The following is an 18,172-nucleotide window of genomic DNA, read 5'->3' as shown; positions in this document are numbered from 1 at the left end:
CGGAGACGGATAGCGGCGCGGGACGACGGACAGACAGGTCTGTCCGGTCCGGCTCCGCGACCTCAACGCGCCGTCAGTCAGCCGGGCGCGCCAGGGGCTTGAAGGTCAGGCGGGCGCCGGGCAGGAACGCTCGACCAGCGCCCGCGCGGCCGCCTTGGCGGCGGCGGGCATGGCGGCGTCCTGTTCGAGCTTGCCGGCGGCCAGCGTGCCGTCGATCAGCAGCGTGAGCTGCAGCGCGAGAGCGTCGGCGTCCACGGCCGCGGCCGCCTCGGCGAGCTCGCGCACCCAGGCCCGCACGGCCTGCTTGTGCTCGACCGTCACGGCGTAGGGCAGGCTCCCCTGCTCGCTCTCGGCCGCCGCGTTGATGAACGGGCACCCGTGGAAGCCGTGCCGGGCGTAGGCCTCGGCCACCGCGTCGAACAGGCCCACCATCTGCTCGCGAGGGTCGTCTCCGGCCGCCAGCGCGGCGCGGCGCAGCTTGCCGCGCCAGGAGTGGTCGGTGCGGCGCAGATAGGCGGCGGCCAGCTCGTCCTTGGACGGGAAGTGGACGTACAGCGTCGACTTGGCCACACCGGACTCGGCGATGATGCGGTCGACGCCCACGCCGCGCAGCCCGTGCGCGGCGAACAGGTCGCCTGCCGTGGTCAGGATGCGCTCGCGCGCCGGAAGGCGCTTGGCGGTCGTGCTCATGCCGTTCACCGATCTCTCGCCCGTGGCCGGCACCCCCGCCGAACCAGACATAACCATACGAACAGGTCTGTCCGATTGCAAATCCGGCGTTCAGCTGCTGAGGATCCGAGCGGAAGGCCTCCCTGTGGGCCCAGGAAATTCTGGTCGGATCCACTGACCTGCACGGATCTCCTTCCCCGAGATGGAAGGTCGCTGTTCGCTCACGGTGTGGACCATGAGCGACGAGAGGCCGGTGTTCGGGTACGGCGGGCACCCGGGTCCGGTGTCACAGCCGCGATCGGCCGAAGGCTCTGCCGCGAGCACGTGTTCCGCGATCTCGATCGGAGTGACGCACGTCACGTCGCGTCCTGTCACGCCTCAGCGATCAGCGGTGTCTTGAGGGCATGATCGAACACAGCACATCCAACAAGATCGTGGTGATCGGTGGCGGTTACGCCGGAACGCTGGCGGCCAACCGTCTGCGAATGCGCGACGACGTCGACATCGCCCTGGTCAATCCGCGTCCGCGGTTCGTGGAACGCATCCGGCTGCACCAGTTCGTGGCCCGTACCGGCGAGGCCACGATCGACTACGGCACACTGCTCGGCGAGGGCGTACAACTGGTCGTCGACAGCGCGACGCGCATCGACACCGCCGCCCGCACCGTGCGGCTGGCGTCGGGCCGCGCGCTGGACTACGACTACGTCATCTACGCCGTCGGCAGCACCGGCGCGGTCCCCTCGGTGCCAGGCGCGACCGAATTCGCCTGGTCCGTCGCGGAATTGGAGTCCGCGCAGCGGCTGCGCGCCAGGCTGGAGGAACTGCCCCTCAAGGCTCCGGTCACCGTGGTCGGCGGCGGGTTGACCGGCGTCGAGACGGCCGCCGAACTGGCCGAACAAGGGCGCAAGGTCACGTTGGCGTGTGGCCGGGCTCTGGCGCCCTACCTGAGCGCAGGGGGGCGCCGATACGTCGCCGAATGGCTGGCCCGCCATGGTGTCGCCGTGCTCGAGGGCGGCGCGGTGACCGAGGTCCGGCCGGACGCGGTCGTCCTGGGCGGCGGTTCCGCCGGCAGCGTGGTGCGTCCAAGCGCGCTGACCATCTGGACGGCCGGTTTCGGTGTACCCGGGCTGGCGGCGGCGAGCGGGCTGCGCACCGACACGCTCGGCCGGTTGCTCACCGACGAGACGCTGACCGGCGTCGACGACGATCGCATCGTCGCGGCCGGCGACGCCGCCGCGCCGCGAGGCGGCCGAGCCGGGTTCCATGGGCTGGCCCAAGGGTGGTCCGCGTCCCGGGCAGCGAGCCTCCGCCGCGCGAGCGGTCACCTCACCGTGAGCGCCGACGAGCATGCCGAGCGGTTCACCCTGTTGCGGCCGCTGCTGTTCACGATCGTGTACGAGATCCTCGGCTCGGCGACCGAATCCGACGACGTGCTGCAGAACAGCTATCTGCGGTGGGCCCAAGTCGACCTCGCGACGGTGCGCGACACCAAGGCGTATCTGGCGCGGCTGGTGACCAGTCAGGCGCTCAACGCCTTGCGGGCGAGCGCGCGCCGTCGCGAGGAGTACATCGGCTCGTGGCTGCCCGAGCCGCTGCTGCTGGAGGAGAACGACGCCTCGGCCGACGTACTGCTCGCCGAGTCGGTGTCGATGGCGATGCTCGTGCTGCTCGAAACGCTCACCCCCGATGAACGCGCGGTGTTCGTGCTGCGCGAGGTGTTCGGCTTCCACTACGACGAGATCGCGGCGGCGGTGGGCAAGTCCGTGGCGACGGTGCGCCAGATGGCGCACCGCGCCCGCGAGCACGTACAGGAGCGGCGTAAACGGTTCGACCCCGTCGACGCTGGGACCACCACGCGGATCACCGAGCAGTTCATGACCGCGGCGGCGACCGGTGACCTGGAGAGACTGCTCGGGCTGCTCGCGCCGGAGGTCACCTGGACCGCCGACGGCGGCGGCAAGACCACCGCGGCGCGCCGGCCGGTGGCGGGCGTGGAGAAGGTGGCCGTGCTTGTCATGGAACTGTTCCGCGCGGGGCGGTTGCCCGACTCGCGGATCGAGATGGTCAACTGCAACAACGCGCCCGCGACGGCCGCCTACGACGGTGATCACCTGGTAGGCGTCTGCCTGTTCGAGGTCGGCGACGGGAAGATCACCAACTTCTACGTCATCCGCAACCCGGACAAACTCCTCGCACTGACGGTTCCGCGTCAGATCAGCCGGTAGAAGTCGGCCAGCCGCGGCGCAGCGGGTCGCGATCGGCGCATGTCCGGCGCGGGCGCAGTTGACCACGGCGGATCGCGCGACCACCGCCGGCAAGATCGGACAGCGGGGGCCCGGAAGGCGCGCGGCCCGGGTCCGCGGGGACGGATTCCCCGTCCGCCGGACGGTCGGTTCATCCGGGGCCGAGGTTCACGCCGGTGACGCGGGCGTGGTGCGGGAGGTGCGGCGATAGCGGGAGGGGGACATGCCGTACTGGGCGAGGAACGCCTGCCGCAGGCTCTCCGCCGTCCCGAACCCGCAACGCTCGGCCACCCCGGACACCGGCAGCGACGAGGAGGCCAGCAACTGCGCGGCCGCCTGGGTGCGGGCCTGCCGGATGTACCGGCCGGGCGTCAGGTCCAGGTGCTCCAGGAAGAGCCGGGTGAGGTGGCGCTCGCTGACGTTCAGCCGGGCGGCGAGGGTGACCGCGGTCAGGTCGCCGTCGAGATGCCCGGTGATGTGGTCGACGGCCTGCCTGATCAACGGGTGCTCGGGCGGCGGCGCGCCCACGAACAGGCTCACCTGGGCCTGGTCCCCCGGACGTTGCAGGTACGTCACCAGCCCGCGGGCCACGATGCGCGCCAGCGCCGGGCCGTGGTCGTCCTCGATGAACGCCAGCGTCAGATCGAGCGCGCTCGTGACGCCCGCGGCGGTGGTGACCTTGCCCGCGCGGATGAAGATCGGGCACGGGTCCACGGTGACCTCGGGATGGCGGGCCGCGAGCAGCGCGGCGTAGTGCCAGTGGGTCGTCGCCCGCCGCCCCTTCAGCAGGCCGGCGGCGGCCAGCACGCTCGCGCCCGTGCACACCGAGGCGACCCGCTGGCTGACCTCGGCCAGGCGCCGGACGTGGCCGACCAGCCGCGCGTCCTCGGCGGCCGCCTCGTGCCCGACCCCGCCGGAGATGATCAGGGTGTCCAGCGGCCCGGTGACGCGTTCGAGGGCGCCCTGGCTCTGCAGGACCAGCCCGGAATCGCAGGCCAGCGGCCGGCCGCCGGAGGTGGCGAGGACGACCCGGTAGGCGGGCCGGGCGCCGAGGTTGTTGGCCATGTAGAGCGGCGTGGTGACGCAGGCGATGTCCATCAGCTCCGAATTGGGGTATCCGACGACGACGGTCAGCCTCTCGTCCATTGGCACACCTCCTGTTCGAGGACACCGGGCCCGTGTCGCCCGGCGCGATGCGGCCGCGCGTGGTTCCCCGATCCCGCCGCGCCGTACTCGTGGTGCGACTGGAGGCTCTCACGACCGCCGCCACACCGCACCCGGGTTTCCGCGCCGGCACCGGTGAACGGTCACGGCCGGGTCTGTGCAGTTGGTCATGCAGGGAAGCAGACCAAGTACGAGAGAGAGGGCAGTGAGCCGCTGAGCCGCTGGTCGGACGGCATGGTCGTCAGCTGACGTGACCCTGCCGCCACTTCGGCCCGGCCTCCGGTGCGGCTGGGAGCCCATGCGGAGTAATGAGGTCGGTGAAAAGGCACAAATTGCGGCATCGGGGAAGCGGGCACTCGTTCCAGACTGACCGTTCCCGTTGGGAACAGACGGTGTAGGCCGCGTGGTTCGGCGGTGGCGATGTGAGCGGGCTCGACGACGACGATGTCGAACTCCAGTCCTTTGGCCGGGGTATCTGGGAGGCAGATCAGGCGAGCGATCTCCAGTGCGACGGCGTCGCGGCAGGGAGCGTGGTCTGAGAACTTCGGCCATCAAGTACTTGTGCGGGTTGAACTGAGCGCCGACAGCGGTGAGCCCGACTGAGCCGTCGCCTTCCCAGCGCCCGCCGGCAGGCCTGCACGAGGTCCGATAGGAAATCGGGCCCGCTGGCGGTGATGTCGAGACTGCCACAAGCCTGGCGGATCGAGGACGGTGCGGGATCGTAACCGACGTGACGGGCGGCGGGTGTTAGGGGCAAGTACGATCTCTGCTGTCGCGGAACGGTTGGGGTCGAGCTCGGCGGCTGGTGGAGGCAGGGGAATCAGAGACCGCCGACGCCAGGCGCTCGGCGATGTCCTCGATGCGGTCGCTGGCCTCCAGGCGTGAGAGCCAGAAAGCGGGCAGGGCGGCCAGGCCGCAGCGGGCTCCGGCCAGGGCGCCGGTCATGGCCGCGATGGTGTCGGTGTCGCCGCCGATCTCGACGGCGGTGCGGATGGCCTGCTCGGGATCGTCGGGTGTGGTGAGAAAGGCGGCGATCGCGGCGGGCACGCTGCTCAGGGCGGTGGAGTCGTTGCCGAACCAGTTGGCGATCTGGTGCGGGGTGGCGAAAGGGTGCAGGTTGGCCAGCCGGTTGAGCGGCAGGGCGTAGGTCATGGGGACTGTGACGTCGCGGAGCGTGGTGATGAACGCGGCTGGCTGCAAGGGCCGGTGGGTGTCGCTGCGCAGGGCCAGAGCGACGGCGGTGGCTTGCATGACCGCTCCTTCCACGCCCAGCGGGTGGGTATGGGTGGTGCGGGCGACGCGCCGGGCCAGCGTGGCGATCTCGCCCAGGCCGAGGTCGAGGAAGGTGAGGGGGGCGGTACGCATGGCCGCGCCGTTGCCCAGCGACCCGGCCCCGCCATACAGCCGTTCGGCCGCCTGCACGGTGGGCATACCGCTGCTGATCAGGCTGAACAGCTCGTGCATGCCGGGGCCGTAGCCGCGGGCGGGATCGCGCCGCCATGCCGCGATGAAGCCTTCGAGAATCCGCTCCTCCTCCACGGGCTCGTCCTTGGCCAGGGCGTCGGCCACATGTTCGGCGATGACCAGCGTCATGGCCGTGTCGTCGGTGTGCCGCAGCACCGCCGCACTGTCCGTCCAGGAACGGATCTCGGCGGGATCGACCAGGCGTTGCCCTTCGAAGGGCGCTCCCAGCGCGTCCCCGCAGGCGAGGCCGAACAGGCAGCCGCGGATCCGGTCGTCGAAGGCGGGTATCACGCGTGCTCCTGGCTGGTGTCGGCGATGAGCGGTTGCAGGGTCAGTCCGGGGTGGTCGGCGGCGATGGAGCGTAGCCGCCAGCGGTCGCTGAACACGGCCAGGAGCGCCTGGTCACGGCTGCGGGTCAGCACCTCGGCGCCGCGCTGGCGCATGAGCGTCTCGGCCGAGGCCGCATCGGTGCGTCGGGCCACGGTGTACTCCAGATGGTCCAGGCTGATCTCGGCGCCGAACTCGGCGGCCATACGATGCTGGACCACTTCGAACTGCATCGGGCCGACCGCGGCCAGGACCGGCGCCTGGTCGCCGCGCAGGTCCGAGCGCAACACCTGGATGACGACCTCGGCGTCGAGCTGGTCGATGCCGCGCCGGAACTGCTTGGATTTGCCACTGTTGCGGGCGCGGGCGACAGCGAAATGCTCGGGCGCGAAACTGGGGATGGGCGGGTAGGTCACGGGCGGCCCGTCGAACAGGGTGTCTCCTGGCCGCAGCGCGGTGGCGTTGACCAGGCCGACGACATCGCCCGGGTATGCCTCGTCCATAGTGGTGCGTTCCTGGCCGAACACCGACTGGGCGTATTTGGTGGCGAACGGGCGGCCGGTGGCGGCGTGGGTGAGTACCATGCCGCGCTCGAACCGGCCCGAGCAGACGCGGACGAAGGCGATCCGGTCGCGGTGGGCCGGGTCCATGTTGGCCTGCACCTTGAACACCAGCCCGGAGAACGGCGCCTCCAGGGGACGGCCGCTGCCGGAGACGTCCGAGCGTGGGCCCGGAGTGGGTGCCAACTCCACCAGGACGTCCAGCAAGCGGGCCACGCCGAAGTTGGGCAGCGCGGCACCGAACAGCACCGGCGTCGACTGGTGGGCTTCGAACTGTTTCTGGTCATGGTCGGCGCCGATCGCCTCCAGCAGGGCGACCTCCTCGTCCGCCTGCCGCCACTCGGACTCCCACTCGGCCGCGGCCTCCGCGGCTGTGAGCACCGTTTCGATGGCCTTGGTGGCGCCACCTGGAGTGCGCTCGTAGCGGCTCACGCGGTTGCGGAGCCGGTCCACGACTCCGTGGAAGTGGCCGGGGATGCCGATGGGCCAGGTGACCGGTGTGGGCCGCAGGCCGGTACGGTCCTCGATCTCGTCGAGTAGTTCCAGGGCGTCGCGGCCGGGCCTGTCCCACTTGTTGACGAACGTGATGACCGGGATGCGGCGGTGCCGGCAGACCTCGAACAGCTTCATGGTCTGCGGCTCCATGCCCTTGGCCGCGTCGATGAGCATCACCGCGCAGTCGACGGCTGCCAGCACCCGGTAGGTGTCTTCGGAGAAGTCGGCGTGGCCGGGGGTGTCGACCAGGTTGAACACGTGGTCGCGGTAGGTGAAGCGCAGGGCGGCGGAGGTGATGGAGATGCCGCGCGAGCGTTCCAGCTCCATCCAGTCGGAGGTGACGCCGCGCCGCCCGGCCTTGCCCTGCACCGCGCCGGCCTCACTGATCGCCGAGGCGTGCAGGGCCAGCGCCTCGGTCATCGTGGACTTGCCCGCGTCCGGATGGCTGATCACCGCGAAGGTGCGCCGCCGGCCGGCCTGCCATGCCACATCAGTCATCGTCTCGCCTCGAAGGTTGTGTTCACACAGATGTGCCGTAACTCGGCGCCGAGGTCGCGGGCGGCCAGGAGTTGCTCGCGCAGTCGCTCGGCATGTGCCTTGACCTGCTCTTCGAAGCGGGCAAGCTGCTCGAGCAGGAAGGCGAGCTGGGCTGCTTCGATGAAGTTGGGGGCGCCCAGCTGGTCCAGCAGTTCGATCAGTTCGCCCATCTCGGCCAGCGTGAACCCGAGAGGTTTCATCTGCTTGATCAGCCGCAGCCGGACGATCTCGGCCTCGCCGTAGAGACGGAAGCCCCCGCTGGTACGGTCGGGCACCACCAGACCGACCTCCTCGTAGTGGCGGATCGTCCGCTGGGAGAATCCGGTCGCCTCTGCGACATCTCCGATCTGCCTCAGCTCATCGGACATTCCGGCCTCCTTCGCCCATCTGCATCACTCTACCGTAACGTTAGAGTAGAGTGATCGCGGTCATGTGTTTCTCCTGACTGACACCGCAGACGTCCCTGCGACGCCGGTTGCCCCTACGCCCGGCCTCGCGGGGGACACTCCATGGGACGCGCCGTCCGGGAACCGTGGCCGCCCCTGACCAGCCACCGGAGGACAGGCGTGACAGTGGACGTCGTCACACGCAGCGAAATAGCGGACCACGTCGAGGAGGTGTTGCTCGGAGCCGGCCCTGCCGAACTGATCGAAACCGCCCGGCAGTCAGGCGCCCGCCTGGAGGTCGCCACCCTGCAGCGCCTGCCCGGCAAGCGCTACAGCGACCTGCGGCGGTTTTGGACAGAACTGCCCGACCTTGCCGTACGGGCCTAGCGTGAGCACTCACCGGCTGGCCGCCCGGCTCGACACCGGCGGGCGCGTGCTGCTCGACGACGTGGTCGGCGCCACAGCGCAGCTGACCCGCAGTATCCAGTCCGTGGACATCGTGCGCGGCTTCGCCGTGCACGAACGCCGTGCCGCCGCCCAGCCGTGCCGCCGGCTCACCGCTGCCGGATATGCCGTCCGGGAGCTCACCCCGACACCCGACCGCGTCTGCCGCCGCCGCCCCATCGATGTCAGATCCCAGGCGAGCGTGTGGGCGCGTCGTCAAGCGGCACTCGCCGATGCGCCCCTCATCACCCATCCCGACCTGGTCCGGGCGGCCGCGGATCGGCCCCTTTCGCTGCTACGGCACGATGTCATGGAAGCGGTCTTCGCCGACGGCGGCACCGCGATCGCCGTCGAACAGGTCCACCTGCAACCGCAAGCACCCGAGGACACGGTGGCCGCTCTCATCCTCGACCAACGCCACTGCATAAAGGACGTAGAAGGGAGAGCAACTGCGGTGCACGTTTATCAGGTCAGAATGTACGGCGGCTTCCGGCACACCCTCGCCGCCGACCGCGTCGTCACCAACAGTGACAACATATGCCTAGAGAAAAACAAATACGGCACCTGGGTGGCGGCTCTGCAGCTGCCCAGGCAGCTGGTGGTACGGGTATTGCGCCGGTGCGTCGAGGCCGACGGCACGGTCACCTGGCGTACAGAGAGACCCGCCCCAGCCACCTACGGCGCCACCTACGACCGCTCACAACGTAAGGACCACGATGAGCCATCCCCATCCTGAGCTGGGCCCGCCTCCGCCGCTGCCCGCCGGAGCGCTGCGCATCGTGGCGCTCGGCGGCCTCGGCGAGATCGGCCGCAACATGACCGTCTTCGAATACGACGGCCATCTGCTCATCGTGGACTGCGGCGTGCTGTTCCCCGAACCGGAACAGCCGGGCATCGACCTGATCCTGCCCGACTTCGACTACCTCGCCGGCCGTCTCGACAAGGTCGAAGCGCTGATCCTGACCCACGGGCACGAGGACCACATCGGCGCCGTGCCGTACCTACTCCGGCAACGGCCCGGCATCCCGATCGCCGGGTCACGGCTCACGATCGCGCTGATCGAGGCCAAGCTCACCGAGCACCGCATCCAGCCCGTGACACAACGGGTGGAGGAAGGTCAACGGCACCGGTTCGGCCCGTTCGACTGCGAGTTCCTGGCAGTCAACCACTCCATCCCCGACGCGCTCGCCCTGGCCATCCGCAGCCCGGCCGGGCTGGTCCTGCACACCGGCGACTTCAAGATGGACCAGCTGCCGATGGACGGCCGCCTCACCGACCTGGGCGGCTTCGCCAGGCTCGGCCGCGAAGGCGTCGACCTGCTGATGTCCGACTCCACCAACGCCGAGGTGCCCGGATTCGTCACCGCCGAACGCGAGATCGGCCCAGTCATCGACGAAGTGATCCGCACCTCGGCCCAGCGGGTCATTGTGGCCAGCTTCGCCTCTCACGTGCACCGCATCCAGCAGGTCATGGACGCCGCCGAACACCACGGCCGCAAGGTCGCCCTCATCGGCCGCTCCATGGTGCGCAACATGGGCATCGCCCACGACCTCGGCTATCTCCGCATCGGGCCGGACGTGCTGGTATCGGCGAAGGAAGCCGAGTTGCTGCCACCGCAAAAGGTGGTGCTGGTGTGCACCGGCTCCCAGGGCGAGCCGATGGCCGCGCTGTCGCGGATGGCCAGCCGCGACCACGCCATCCGCATCGAAGCGGGCGACACCGTCCTGCTGGCCTCCTCTCTGGTGCCGGGCAACGAAAGCGCCGTCAACAAGGTGATCAACGGGCTGAACCGGTGGGGCGCCCGCGTCGTGCACAAGGGCAACGCCCGCGTACATGTCTCCGGTCACGCCCCGGCAGGCGAGTTGCTGTATGTGCTGAACCTGACCAAGCCGGCCAACTTCCTGCCCGTCCACGGCGAGTGGCGGCACCTGCGCGCGCACGCCAAGCTCGCCGCTCTGTCCGGCGTCCCCGACGACCGCATCGTGATCGCCGAAGACGGGGTCGTGGTCGACCTGGCAGGCGGACGGGCGACCATCTCCGGGGCCGTCCCCACCGGCTATGTCTTCGTCGACGGCGCCTCCGTCGGCGACATCACCGAGGGGTCGCTGAAAGACCGGCGCATCCTCGGCGAGGAAGGATTCGTCTCCGTGGTCATCGCCGTCGACTCCACCACCGGTGACATGATCGTCGGTCCCGAGATCCACGCCCGCGGCTCGGGCATCGACCCCTCCGGCATCGAGGACATCATCGTCCAGATCGAAAAGGCCTTGCACACCGCGGCGACCGACGGCGTCACCGATCCCGATCAGCTGCGCCGCCTGGTCCGGCGGGCCGCCGGCCGCTCCATCAGCGACGCCTACCGCCGCCGCCCCATGATCATCCCGGTCATCGTGGAAATCTGACTCAACCGGGAGGCCCGGCCGCCAGGAGGCACGCCAGATGACGCCGGGCGCCGCCGACGTCCCTGCGCCTGGCGGCCCCCGGGACGTGACCGCGCGCAGTCCCGGTCTCCCATCGGGACACCGGAGATCGGTACCGCCGCGACCGTAGCCGGCGAGGCGAGCCGATCTCGGCTTCTGCGATTCGAGCGGCTTATGGACACTGGTACGCGCTCATCGCCGAACCCAGGAGAGCGACGGACAGCTCTTTCTGGCCGGAGCGGCCCGCTGGCCCGCCTGCTGCACATCACCGGGCTGGGACGGCTCTTCCCCGTATATGACGACCCCGGCCACGCCTCGCACGGCATCGTCGCGCCCACCACCGAGGGCTGAACTCGGCCAGGACGTCCTTCCATATGACAAGCCGATCCCGTCAATCCCCGCAACGCCGCCTACACTCACTCCTGCTGGTCACCAGCGGAGTGCAGCCGCATGTCAAGCCCCGGGTTTGATGGAGAGTTGGACCACGCCGGTGGCACTGGATGCCTGAGCGTCTGACGAGCACGGCGTGAACGTGCACGTCCCCGACCACGCCGGCACCCTCACCCACGATCATCTGCGGCGTACCCCGACAGCATCGCAACCCGCGGCATGGGCTTGTGGATCATCGACCAAGTATGCGACCGCGTCCGGGCTCGACCCATCCCGACGGCCAGGCCTGCCTGCGGCTCTTCCTGACTCACCACGGCGCCTCCGCCCACCCGGACGGCACTGGCCCGGCTGAGTGACGATCTGGGCCTCGAAGACGCGACGCGCCCAGGGCGGTCTGCCGCATCAGGTCCTCGGAGGTGACGGCGCCCACGTCCACGCCTCCGATGGGTACGACACCGGACCAACCAGCCGTGGCCGGAGCAGGCCGTGCGTTTGTCCGGCCCGAGACATGCACCTCTGCCGGCTCAGGATCGAGATGATGACAAAGGGGTCGCCCTCCCTCTGCACATGCGAAGACGCCACGCCGTGAACGGCGCTTGCGCCCGTACAGGCGATGACGGACGCAACGGCCCGTCTCGCGACGATGGCCGGGCCTGGCCGCATTCTGCCGACATGAGCGACACCTCGTCACTGCGGGGGTGCGCGCCTTCCTGAGGGCTTATCGTCCGCCCGGCAGAGCCGACCTCTGATGCCGGGCAGCCGACCTGCGGATCACCAGCTCCCCCTAACCCTACCTTTACGTTAGAGTATGTGTGGGGGTCATCTCATCGCTCCTGCATGTCGCCGAGTTCACACAGGGATGGCCACAATGATCCAACTCACGCGAGCGGCCGCCTGCGACGCCGGCCCGATGCGTCTGAGCAATCAAGACGCCGCCTATGCCGGAACGCAGATTCTGGCGGTCGCCGACGGTGCAGGAAGTAGCCCGGCCGGAGAGGTGGCCAGCGCCATCGCCCTCGACGCCGTCGCCGCCTTGGACGGGACATCACACAGCTTGTTCGAGCTCGACTCGGCGCTCGGCCGCGCCAATGCCCTGATCCGGCAACGTGGACAGCAGGATCCCTCCCTGGCGGGCATGAGCACCAGTCTGACCGTTCTGGCCTGCACCGGAATGCGGGTGGCCGTGGCGCACGCCGGCGAAACATGCGCGTTTCTCCTGCGCGGTGGATCTCTGCAGCAGCTGACCCGCACGCCCGCGTACCTGAACTCAGTTCCCGGCGGCAGCGGGCTGGATGGAGGTCCGGTGGTGCACTGGGACCTCTACCTGCGCTCGATGCACGTCGATGATCGCTTCCTGATCATGAGCGGTGGGCTCAGGGAAGCCCTGGACACCGCAACGATCGGCAAGGTGCTGACGTCGGCCGCAGACCCCGACGCCGCCGTGCAGGATCTGCTCGCTCTGGCCCGCCACGCCCAGGCGCCCGACGACGTCACCTGCATCGTGGCCGACGCCAGGCGACACGCCGGACCGGACCAGCAGTCCTCCACAGCACCACTTCGGCTCGGCTCGCGCATGTGATCGCCGTCGGTACCGCCTCCTGCCCATCTGCTCCCTGCGATGGGGCGGGCGGCTCAAGGCCGCGCCAGGCCGGATGCGGATGGAGAGGCGGCCCCATGGGCATACGGTTCGAGGACCTCGACTTCAAGCCCACCTCGCTCGTCCATGGCGACTTCTTCGTGATGGCAGGCTCGCCGGCCGGTTCGACCCGGCAGCCCCGGGTCGGCGCTTCCACGCCGTCCTGGTGGACATCGACCATGCCCCTGACCGCGTCCTGCAGCCCGGCCACGCCGCCTTCTACCAGCCGCACGGGCTGCGCCGGTTGGCCCGGCACCTGTACCCGGGCGGCGTCTTCGCACTGTCCTCGAACGACCCGCCCGAGGAGGCGTTCCTCGCCGTGCTCGGCCGGGTCTTCACCACCGCGCAAGCGCACGTGGTCACCTTCCCCGACCCGCTCCAGCAGCGCCAGGCGGCCAGCACCGTCTACATCGCCACCCGGTAAGCGAAGATGGGAGCCGGGCCCAACCGGACGGTCAGGCCGACGTTGACTCCGAGATGGCGGTGCCGACCAGGGCTATGGCGTCGGGAACGGCGTCGAAGGCCACCCGGATCCGATCCGCGAGCACCTTCCTGCCTCCGCGTTTGCGGTCGGAGATCCAGTCCTTCGCGCCGCAGCGGTAGGCGCCCAGAGTGATCTCGACGGCCATGCGCAGTCGTAGGTCGTGTTCGTCGAGGGCTAGCCGGGGTGCGAGCGTCGCGGTCAAGCGGTCTTGCGTGCGGGCGGCGAGCATCATGCTTGCCGCCCGCAGCTCCGGTGTGCGCCCGATGAGCGCTCGGGTGCGGAAGAGCCGCTCGGGCCAATCATCGGGCAGGTTGTGTGTGGCTTCCACGAGTGCGTCACGCAACATGGCCAGAATCTCGCCGTTCAGTGCCTCATGGTCGACGATCTCGATGTAGGCGTCCCACAGCTCGGCCTCGGCGTTCAGCGCCACTGATTCCTTGGAGTCGAAGTACCGGAAGAAGGTCCGCTTGGACACCTCCACGGACTCGACCAGCTCGTCGAGCGTCGTGGCGTCATAGCCCTGCGCGTTGAACAGCCGCAGGGCGGACTCGGCCAGATCCCGGCGAGTGCGCTGTTTCTTGCGCTCTCGCAGCGATGGCGACGCGACGTTCTGAACCGGCATAGCCGCCACCGTAACGCAAGAAAAACACAGACGCAATAGCCCTTCATCGCCTAACGCCTCTTGACGCCAAGTGCCTCTTAGTGCCAACTTTGGGAGGGCCGATCACCGTAGAAGGGCACCCCATGACCGCGACACTGCAGCACCCGCCGGCCAGACGGCTGAACCCGGGCCTCCTCGTGCAGGCCACGCTCATCGCCGCCGCCTTACTGCCCATGCTCGGCGGCGCCACTATCGCCCCCGCACTTCCCGCGATTCGAGAGGCCTTCGCGGGCGCGCAGAACGCATCGATGCTCACGGGGATGGTCCTGTCCACGCACGCACTGGCGATCATGCTGCTGTCCCCGCTCGCTGGATGGCTAGGCGACACAATCGGTCGCAAACCTACGATGCTGGCGGGCTTGGCCGGGTTCACCCTGGCCGGCACCAGCGGGGCATGGCTGCCGAACCTGCCCTCCATCCTGGTGGGCAGGTTCCTGCTCGGCGCCGGCATCGCCCTGCTGATGACGAGCATGACCGGGCTTGTCGGAGAACTTTTCGACGAGGCGACCCGGCAGAGGCTCCTCAGCCGACAGCAGGCCGCCGGCGCGGGCGGCGGCCTGCTGTTCATGCTCGGCGCAGGCGCGCTGGCCACAATCGGCTGGCGAGAGGCCTTTTTGATGTATCTCACCGGAGCCGTGGTGCTACTGCCGGCTTTGGTGTTCCTGCCGCGATCGCGGCTGACCGGCACCGCAGCACCTCAAGGGATGACAGGCGACGGCCGGCTCGGTCGATGGCTGGTCGCCCCGGTCGCCGCCATGTTCCTCGCCCAGGCGATCTTCTACGTCATCCCCACCCAGATACCGGGACTGCTGGCCCGAGACTTCGCCGCCGGCCCGTTCCAGATCTCGATCGCCCTGTCGTTCATGACGCTGACCATGCTCCCGGTGTCGCTGCTCTACCCGCGGCTCAGCAAGCGCGCAAGTGGCCCCGCCCTCATCGCCACCACCTTCACCGCCCCCGTCGCCGGCTTCGCCCTCCTGGCCACGACCCACAGCAGGTGGGTGCTCGTAGCCGGACTGATGATCACCGCCGCAGGACTGGCGCTCGCCGGACCGAATCTGAACAACTGGATCATCTCCAGAGCCCGCGACGAGGTTCGCGGCCGGGCCGTCGGCATGCTCACCACCGGACTGTTCGCCGGTCAGTTCCTCTCCCCCGTCCTCACCCAGCCCATCATCGACGTGGCCGGGTTGCGACCGGCGTTCCTCGGCATTGCCGGGGTCTCGGCGCTGGGCGCGCTCGGCTACGCAACCCTGGCCCGGCGCGGAAGGCAAGCCTGAGCCACGGAGTTCCCCAGCCGCGTACGGCGCCGATCTCGCCGGGCACCGAAGACGTCCCCGTGTCCGACCAACGCGCTCACAACCCCGAAGGAAGGGAAAACCCTCATGACCATCTTGATCACAGGCGCCGGCGGCAACGTGTCCAGCGCTCTGCCGCGCGCTCTCGGTTCCCGGGACGTCCGCGCCCTTGTACGTGACCCCGCCAAAGCACCCGAAGGGGTGGCTTTCGCGGTGGGCGACCTGGACGTCCCCGCCTCGCTGACCTCCGCCTTCGAGGGCGTGGACGTGCTCTGGCTGCTGACCCCGATGGGCCCCAGGCGCCCCACCAGAGCATGAACGCCGTACACGAAGTCGACGGCAGCACCAAGCTCCACGGACGTGGTTCGCCGTGGTGGGGCTGACCGAGCCGAAGCGGTTCGCGCACGGGGCAGCGACACCGCCGCCGAAGGCCGACAGCAGGGCGAGCGCGACGCCTACGCACATCTCGCTGGGTGCGCGGGGGAGCCTGGCAGCCGACCGATGCGCATCGGCCGACACACCCCTTCCGCTACCCTACTCTTACGTGACAATAGGTTTTACGGTGCGAGGGCTCCGCCCGGCGATGCGGCGGCAGAGCGCGCACCGTCGACCACGTGCGTAGTGGCCCTTGTGGCGGTTCTGCATGAGCGGCCAAGGCGGAACCCTGATCCGGAGGCGGCATTGACGGACGCGCTGACACGAGATGAGCAATACGAGCACCAGCGTCTCGCCGAGACGGTGCATTTGCTGACAACGGAGCTGAAGCGATTCACCGACTCCGTCGACAGGTCCGCCAGAAGCATCAAGGAGCAGAAGGAGTTCATGTGGGCGAGCTGGCGTGACATGGATGCGGCGGAGAAGGCCAACTATCGTACCGAGGTGAACATGGCGGTCGCCTTGGGCGATCATGCGGTGCAGGCCCGAAGGCGCATCGAGCGCCTGCTGGACTCTCCCTACTTCGGGCGTGTCGACTTCCGCAGGCGGGGCGACGCGGAGGCCACGGCGCATTACATCGGGGTGCATCATCTTCTGCACCCCGACACTCAGGAGATCGTGGTTCACGACTGGCGGGCCCCGGTGTCCAGTCTCTTCTATGACTTCGAATCGGGGGAGGCCTTCTTCGAGGCTCCCGAGGGCACCGCCCATGGCGACATCACGGGTAAGCGGCAATACAAGATTCAGGGTGGGCGCCTGGCGTACATGTTCGACAGCTCGCTCAACATCGGCGACGACGTCCTGCAGCGGGAGCTGAGCCAGTCCGCCGATGACAAGATGAAGAACATCGTCGCGACCATCCAGCGAGAACAGAACGCGGTGATTCGCAACGAGACGGCACAGGTGCTGATCCTGCAAGGCGTGGCGGGCTCCGGAAAGACGTCGATCGCGCTGCACCGGGTGGCATTCCTGCTCTACCGCTTCAAAGACACCATCTCCTCCGACAACGTCATGATCCTCTCCCCCAACAAGGTCTTCGGCGACTACATCGCCGACGTGCTTCCCGAGCTGGGTGAGGAGCAGATCGCGGAGATCGACTTCGACAGGATCGCCGGCGGTTTCCTGGCGAAGGTCACCGACTACGAGACGTTCAGCGAACAGGTGGTCAAGCTGCTCGACCACGTCGACGAAGCGACGGCCGAGCGCATCCGCTACAAGGCGACACCCGAGTTCGTCACCCGCCTCGACGCATGGATCACCTCGCGCGCGGACGAGGAATTCACTCCCGGGCAGATCGAGCAGAAGAACAAACGACTCTCGGCCGAATGGGTCGCGGACGTCTTCCACGAGTCACGGGCCCTTCCGGTCTTCACGCGACTCGAGCACATCGCCTTCACCGCTGCTCGCCTGCTCAAGAACGAGGTGCTGGACAGAGGCGGCAAGTGGACGGCCGCGGACACGGCCGCCGTCCGCCAGCAGGTCAGCGCCATGTTCCCCTACAAAGACGCGCTCGCCATGTACAAGGCGTTCTACCAAGACTCTGCCCGCCGCGCCCTGTTCAAGCCACTCGGCCGGAAAAGAATCGAGTACGCCGACGTCTTCCCGCTGATTTACACCGTCATCAGAACGTCCCGATACGAGAGCTACGGGCACATCCGCCACCTCTTGGTGGACGAGATGCAGGACTACACGCCCATCCAGTACGCCGTGCTGCGCCGGCTCTTCTCCTGCAAGATGACCATCCTTGGAGACGCCAACCAGTCGGTCAACCCGTTCAGCTCCTCGTCACTGTCGACGATCCACAGCATCTTCCCGGAGGCCGACTGCCTGGAGCTGTGCAAGAGCTACCGCTCCACGACCGACATCACGGACTTCGCCCAGAACATTTCCAGGAATGACAAGCTCGTCCCGATCGAGCGCCCGGGACTGCCACCGCAGATCATCTCCTGCGCGCACCCGCAGGAGCAGGAGAGCCGGATCCTGACCCTCATCGAGCGGCACAAGCGCAGCGATCACAACTCCTTGGGCATCATCTGCAAGACCGTCGCTCAGGCGGAAACGCTCCATCGCTCCCTGGCAGAGGCCGGAGTCGAGCTGACCTTCCTCGATTACGACAGCAAGGCTTTCGCCGCCGGCATCGTCATCACCTCGGCGCACCTCTCCAAGGGACTGGAGTTCGACACCGTGATCGTCCCGCACGTGGACGAGGCGAACTACGCCAACGAGATGGACAGGTGCATGCTCTACATCGCCTGTACCAGGGCCATGCACGAGCTCCATCTGACCCACGACGGGCCGGTCTCGCACATGCTGGAGTTCGCGCAGAAGTCCGGGAACCGTCTGGGCATCGGCTCTGCCGAGACGGCGGAGATTCCCGCTCGCGTGGCAGGCGCACGACTGGACGACACCGGCAAGGCTTGACGCTCGGCGCCGACCGGCCGCCCCCAACCTCGGGTGGTTCTGCAGGATCCGCGTTCTGCTGTCGAAAACCAATGTCCCGACCAGATCGCATGAGAACGGATTCGAAACGTCCGCGCGGACGGTCCGGCCCTACAGGTC

General features: G+C 68.6%; 16 protein-coding genes. 10 read left to right on the top strand and 6 right to left on the bottom strand.

Annotated features, from left to right (window positions below):
- Positions 1–105 precede the first annotated feature (105 nt).
- Positions 106–690 carry a TetR/AcrR family transcriptional regulator gene (locus ACZ6QO_RS13510; RefSeq protein ID WP_465850514.1) on the bottom strand — a complete coding sequence of 195 codons (585 nt, stop codon included), beginning with the start codon at positions 688–690 and terminating at the stop codon, positions 106–108.
- Positions 691–1,073: 383 nt separating this feature from the next.
- On the opposite strand from ACZ6QO_RS13510, the gene sigJ reads away from it, so the two are divergent.
- Complete coding sequence (gene sigJ, locus ACZ6QO_RS13505; protein WP_465850512.1) at positions 1,074–2,894, top strand: RNA polymerase sigma factor SigJ; 1,821 nt, start codon at positions 1,074–1,076, stop codon at positions 2,892–2,894.
- Positions 2,895–3,080: 186 nt separating this feature from the next.
- Here the strand turns inward: sigJ and ACZ6QO_RS13500 are convergent, their stop codons facing one another.
- The 4 genes from ACZ6QO_RS13500 to ACZ6QO_RS13485 form a co-directional block, all read right to left on the bottom strand.
- Entirely contained in the window at positions 3,081–4,058 is a 978-nt protein-coding gene (locus ACZ6QO_RS13500) for a GlxA family transcriptional regulator (RefSeq protein ID WP_465850511.1), read from the bottom strand.
- Positions 4,059–4,823: 765 nt separating this feature from the next.
- A complete protein-coding gene (locus ACZ6QO_RS13495) occupies positions 4,824–5,831 on the bottom strand; it encodes an ADP-ribosylglycohydrolase family protein (protein ID WP_465850510.1) in 1,008 nt (335 codons plus the stop codon).
- Positions 5,828–7,420 (bottom strand): peptide chain release factor 3, encoded by a 1,593-nt coding sequence (locus ACZ6QO_RS13490; RefSeq protein ID WP_465850508.1) that lies wholly within the window; start codon positions 7,418–7,420, stop codon positions 5,828–5,830. The genes ACZ6QO_RS13495 and ACZ6QO_RS13490 overlap by 4 nt, the downstream gene beginning before the upstream one ends.
- On the bottom strand, positions 7,417–7,827 hold the full coding sequence (locus tag ACZ6QO_RS13485; protein WP_465850506.1) for a MerR family transcriptional regulator: 411 nt from the start codon (positions 7,825–7,827) through the stop codon (positions 7,417–7,419). The genes ACZ6QO_RS13490 and ACZ6QO_RS13485 overlap by 4 nt, the downstream gene beginning before the upstream one ends.
- Before the next feature lie 204 nt (positions 7,828–8,031).
- Between ACZ6QO_RS13485 and ACZ6QO_RS13480 the strand changes: the two genes are divergently transcribed.
- The 6 genes from ACZ6QO_RS13480 to ACZ6QO_RS13455 all read left to right on the top strand — a co-directional run bounded on the left by ACZ6QO_RS13480 (position 8,032) and on the right by ACZ6QO_RS13455 (position 13,159).
- A complete protein-coding gene (locus tag ACZ6QO_RS13480) occupies positions 8,032–8,232 on the top strand; it encodes a hypothetical protein (RefSeq protein WP_465850505.1) in 201 nt (66 codons plus the stop codon).
- Position 8,233: 1 nt separating this feature from the next.
- A complete protein-coding gene (locus tag ACZ6QO_RS13475; RefSeq protein WP_465850504.1) occupies positions 8,234–9,025 on the top strand; it encodes a hypothetical protein in 792 nt (263 codons plus the stop codon).
- Positions 9,006–10,691 carry a ribonuclease J gene (locus ACZ6QO_RS13470; protein ID WP_465850502.1) on the top strand — a complete coding sequence of 562 codons (1,686 nt, stop codon included), beginning with the start codon at positions 9,006–9,008 and terminating at the stop codon, positions 10,689–10,691. Before ACZ6QO_RS13475 ends, ACZ6QO_RS13470 begins: the two co-directional genes overlap by 20 nt.
- A gap of 192 nt (positions 10,692–10,883) precedes the next feature.
- Entirely contained in the window at positions 10,884–11,060 is a 177-nt protein-coding gene (locus tag ACZ6QO_RS13465) for a hypothetical protein (protein ID WP_465850500.1), read from the top strand.
- 907 nt (positions 11,061–11,967) lie between these two features.
- Entirely contained in the window at positions 11,968–12,678 is a 711-nt protein-coding gene (locus tag ACZ6QO_RS13460) for a PP2C family protein-serine/threonine phosphatase (protein ID WP_465850499.1), read from the top strand.
- Positions 12,679–12,901: 223 nt separating this feature from the next.
- Positions 12,902–13,159: a hypothetical protein gene (locus tag ACZ6QO_RS13455; protein ID WP_465850497.1), complete on the top strand. Its 258-nt coding sequence runs from the start codon at positions 12,902–12,904 to the stop codon at positions 13,157–13,159.
- A gap of 31 nt (positions 13,160–13,190) precedes the next feature.
- Here the strand turns inward: ACZ6QO_RS13455 and ACZ6QO_RS13450 are convergent, their stop codons facing one another.
- Positions 13,191–13,841 carry a TetR family transcriptional regulator gene (locus ACZ6QO_RS13450; RefSeq protein WP_465850495.1) on the bottom strand — a complete coding sequence of 217 codons (651 nt, stop codon included), beginning with the start codon at positions 13,839–13,841 and terminating at the stop codon, positions 13,191–13,193.
- Between the two features lie 122 nt (positions 13,842–13,963).
- Here ACZ6QO_RS13450 and ACZ6QO_RS13445 point away from each other — a divergent pair, with 122 nt between their 5' ends.
- The 3 genes from ACZ6QO_RS13445 (at position 13,964) to ACZ6QO_RS13435 (ending at position 18,034) form a co-directional block, all read left to right on the top strand.
- Positions 13,964–15,160: an MFS transporter gene (locus ACZ6QO_RS13445; protein WP_465850494.1), complete on the top strand. Its 1,197-nt coding sequence runs from the start codon at positions 13,964–13,966 to the stop codon at positions 15,158–15,160.
- A 105-nt stretch (positions 15,161–15,265) separates the two neighbouring features.
- Positions 15,266–15,496, top strand: a complete 231-nt coding sequence (locus ACZ6QO_RS13440; RefSeq protein ID WP_465850492.1) for an SDR family oxidoreductase — start codon at positions 15,266–15,268, stop codon at positions 15,494–15,496.
- A gap of 363 nt (positions 15,497–15,859) precedes the next feature.
- The gene (locus ACZ6QO_RS13435) at positions 15,860–18,034 is read left to right on the top strand and encodes a HelD family protein (protein WP_465850491.1); all 2,175 of its coding nucleotides are present in this window, start codon (positions 15,860–15,862) and stop codon (positions 18,032–18,034) included.
- Positions 18,035–18,172: the final 138 nt, after the last annotated feature.

This window comes from Sphaerisporangium sp. NPDC049457 (assembly GCF_055586705.1).
This window is presented reverse-complemented; position numbering and strand designations above follow the sequence as displayed.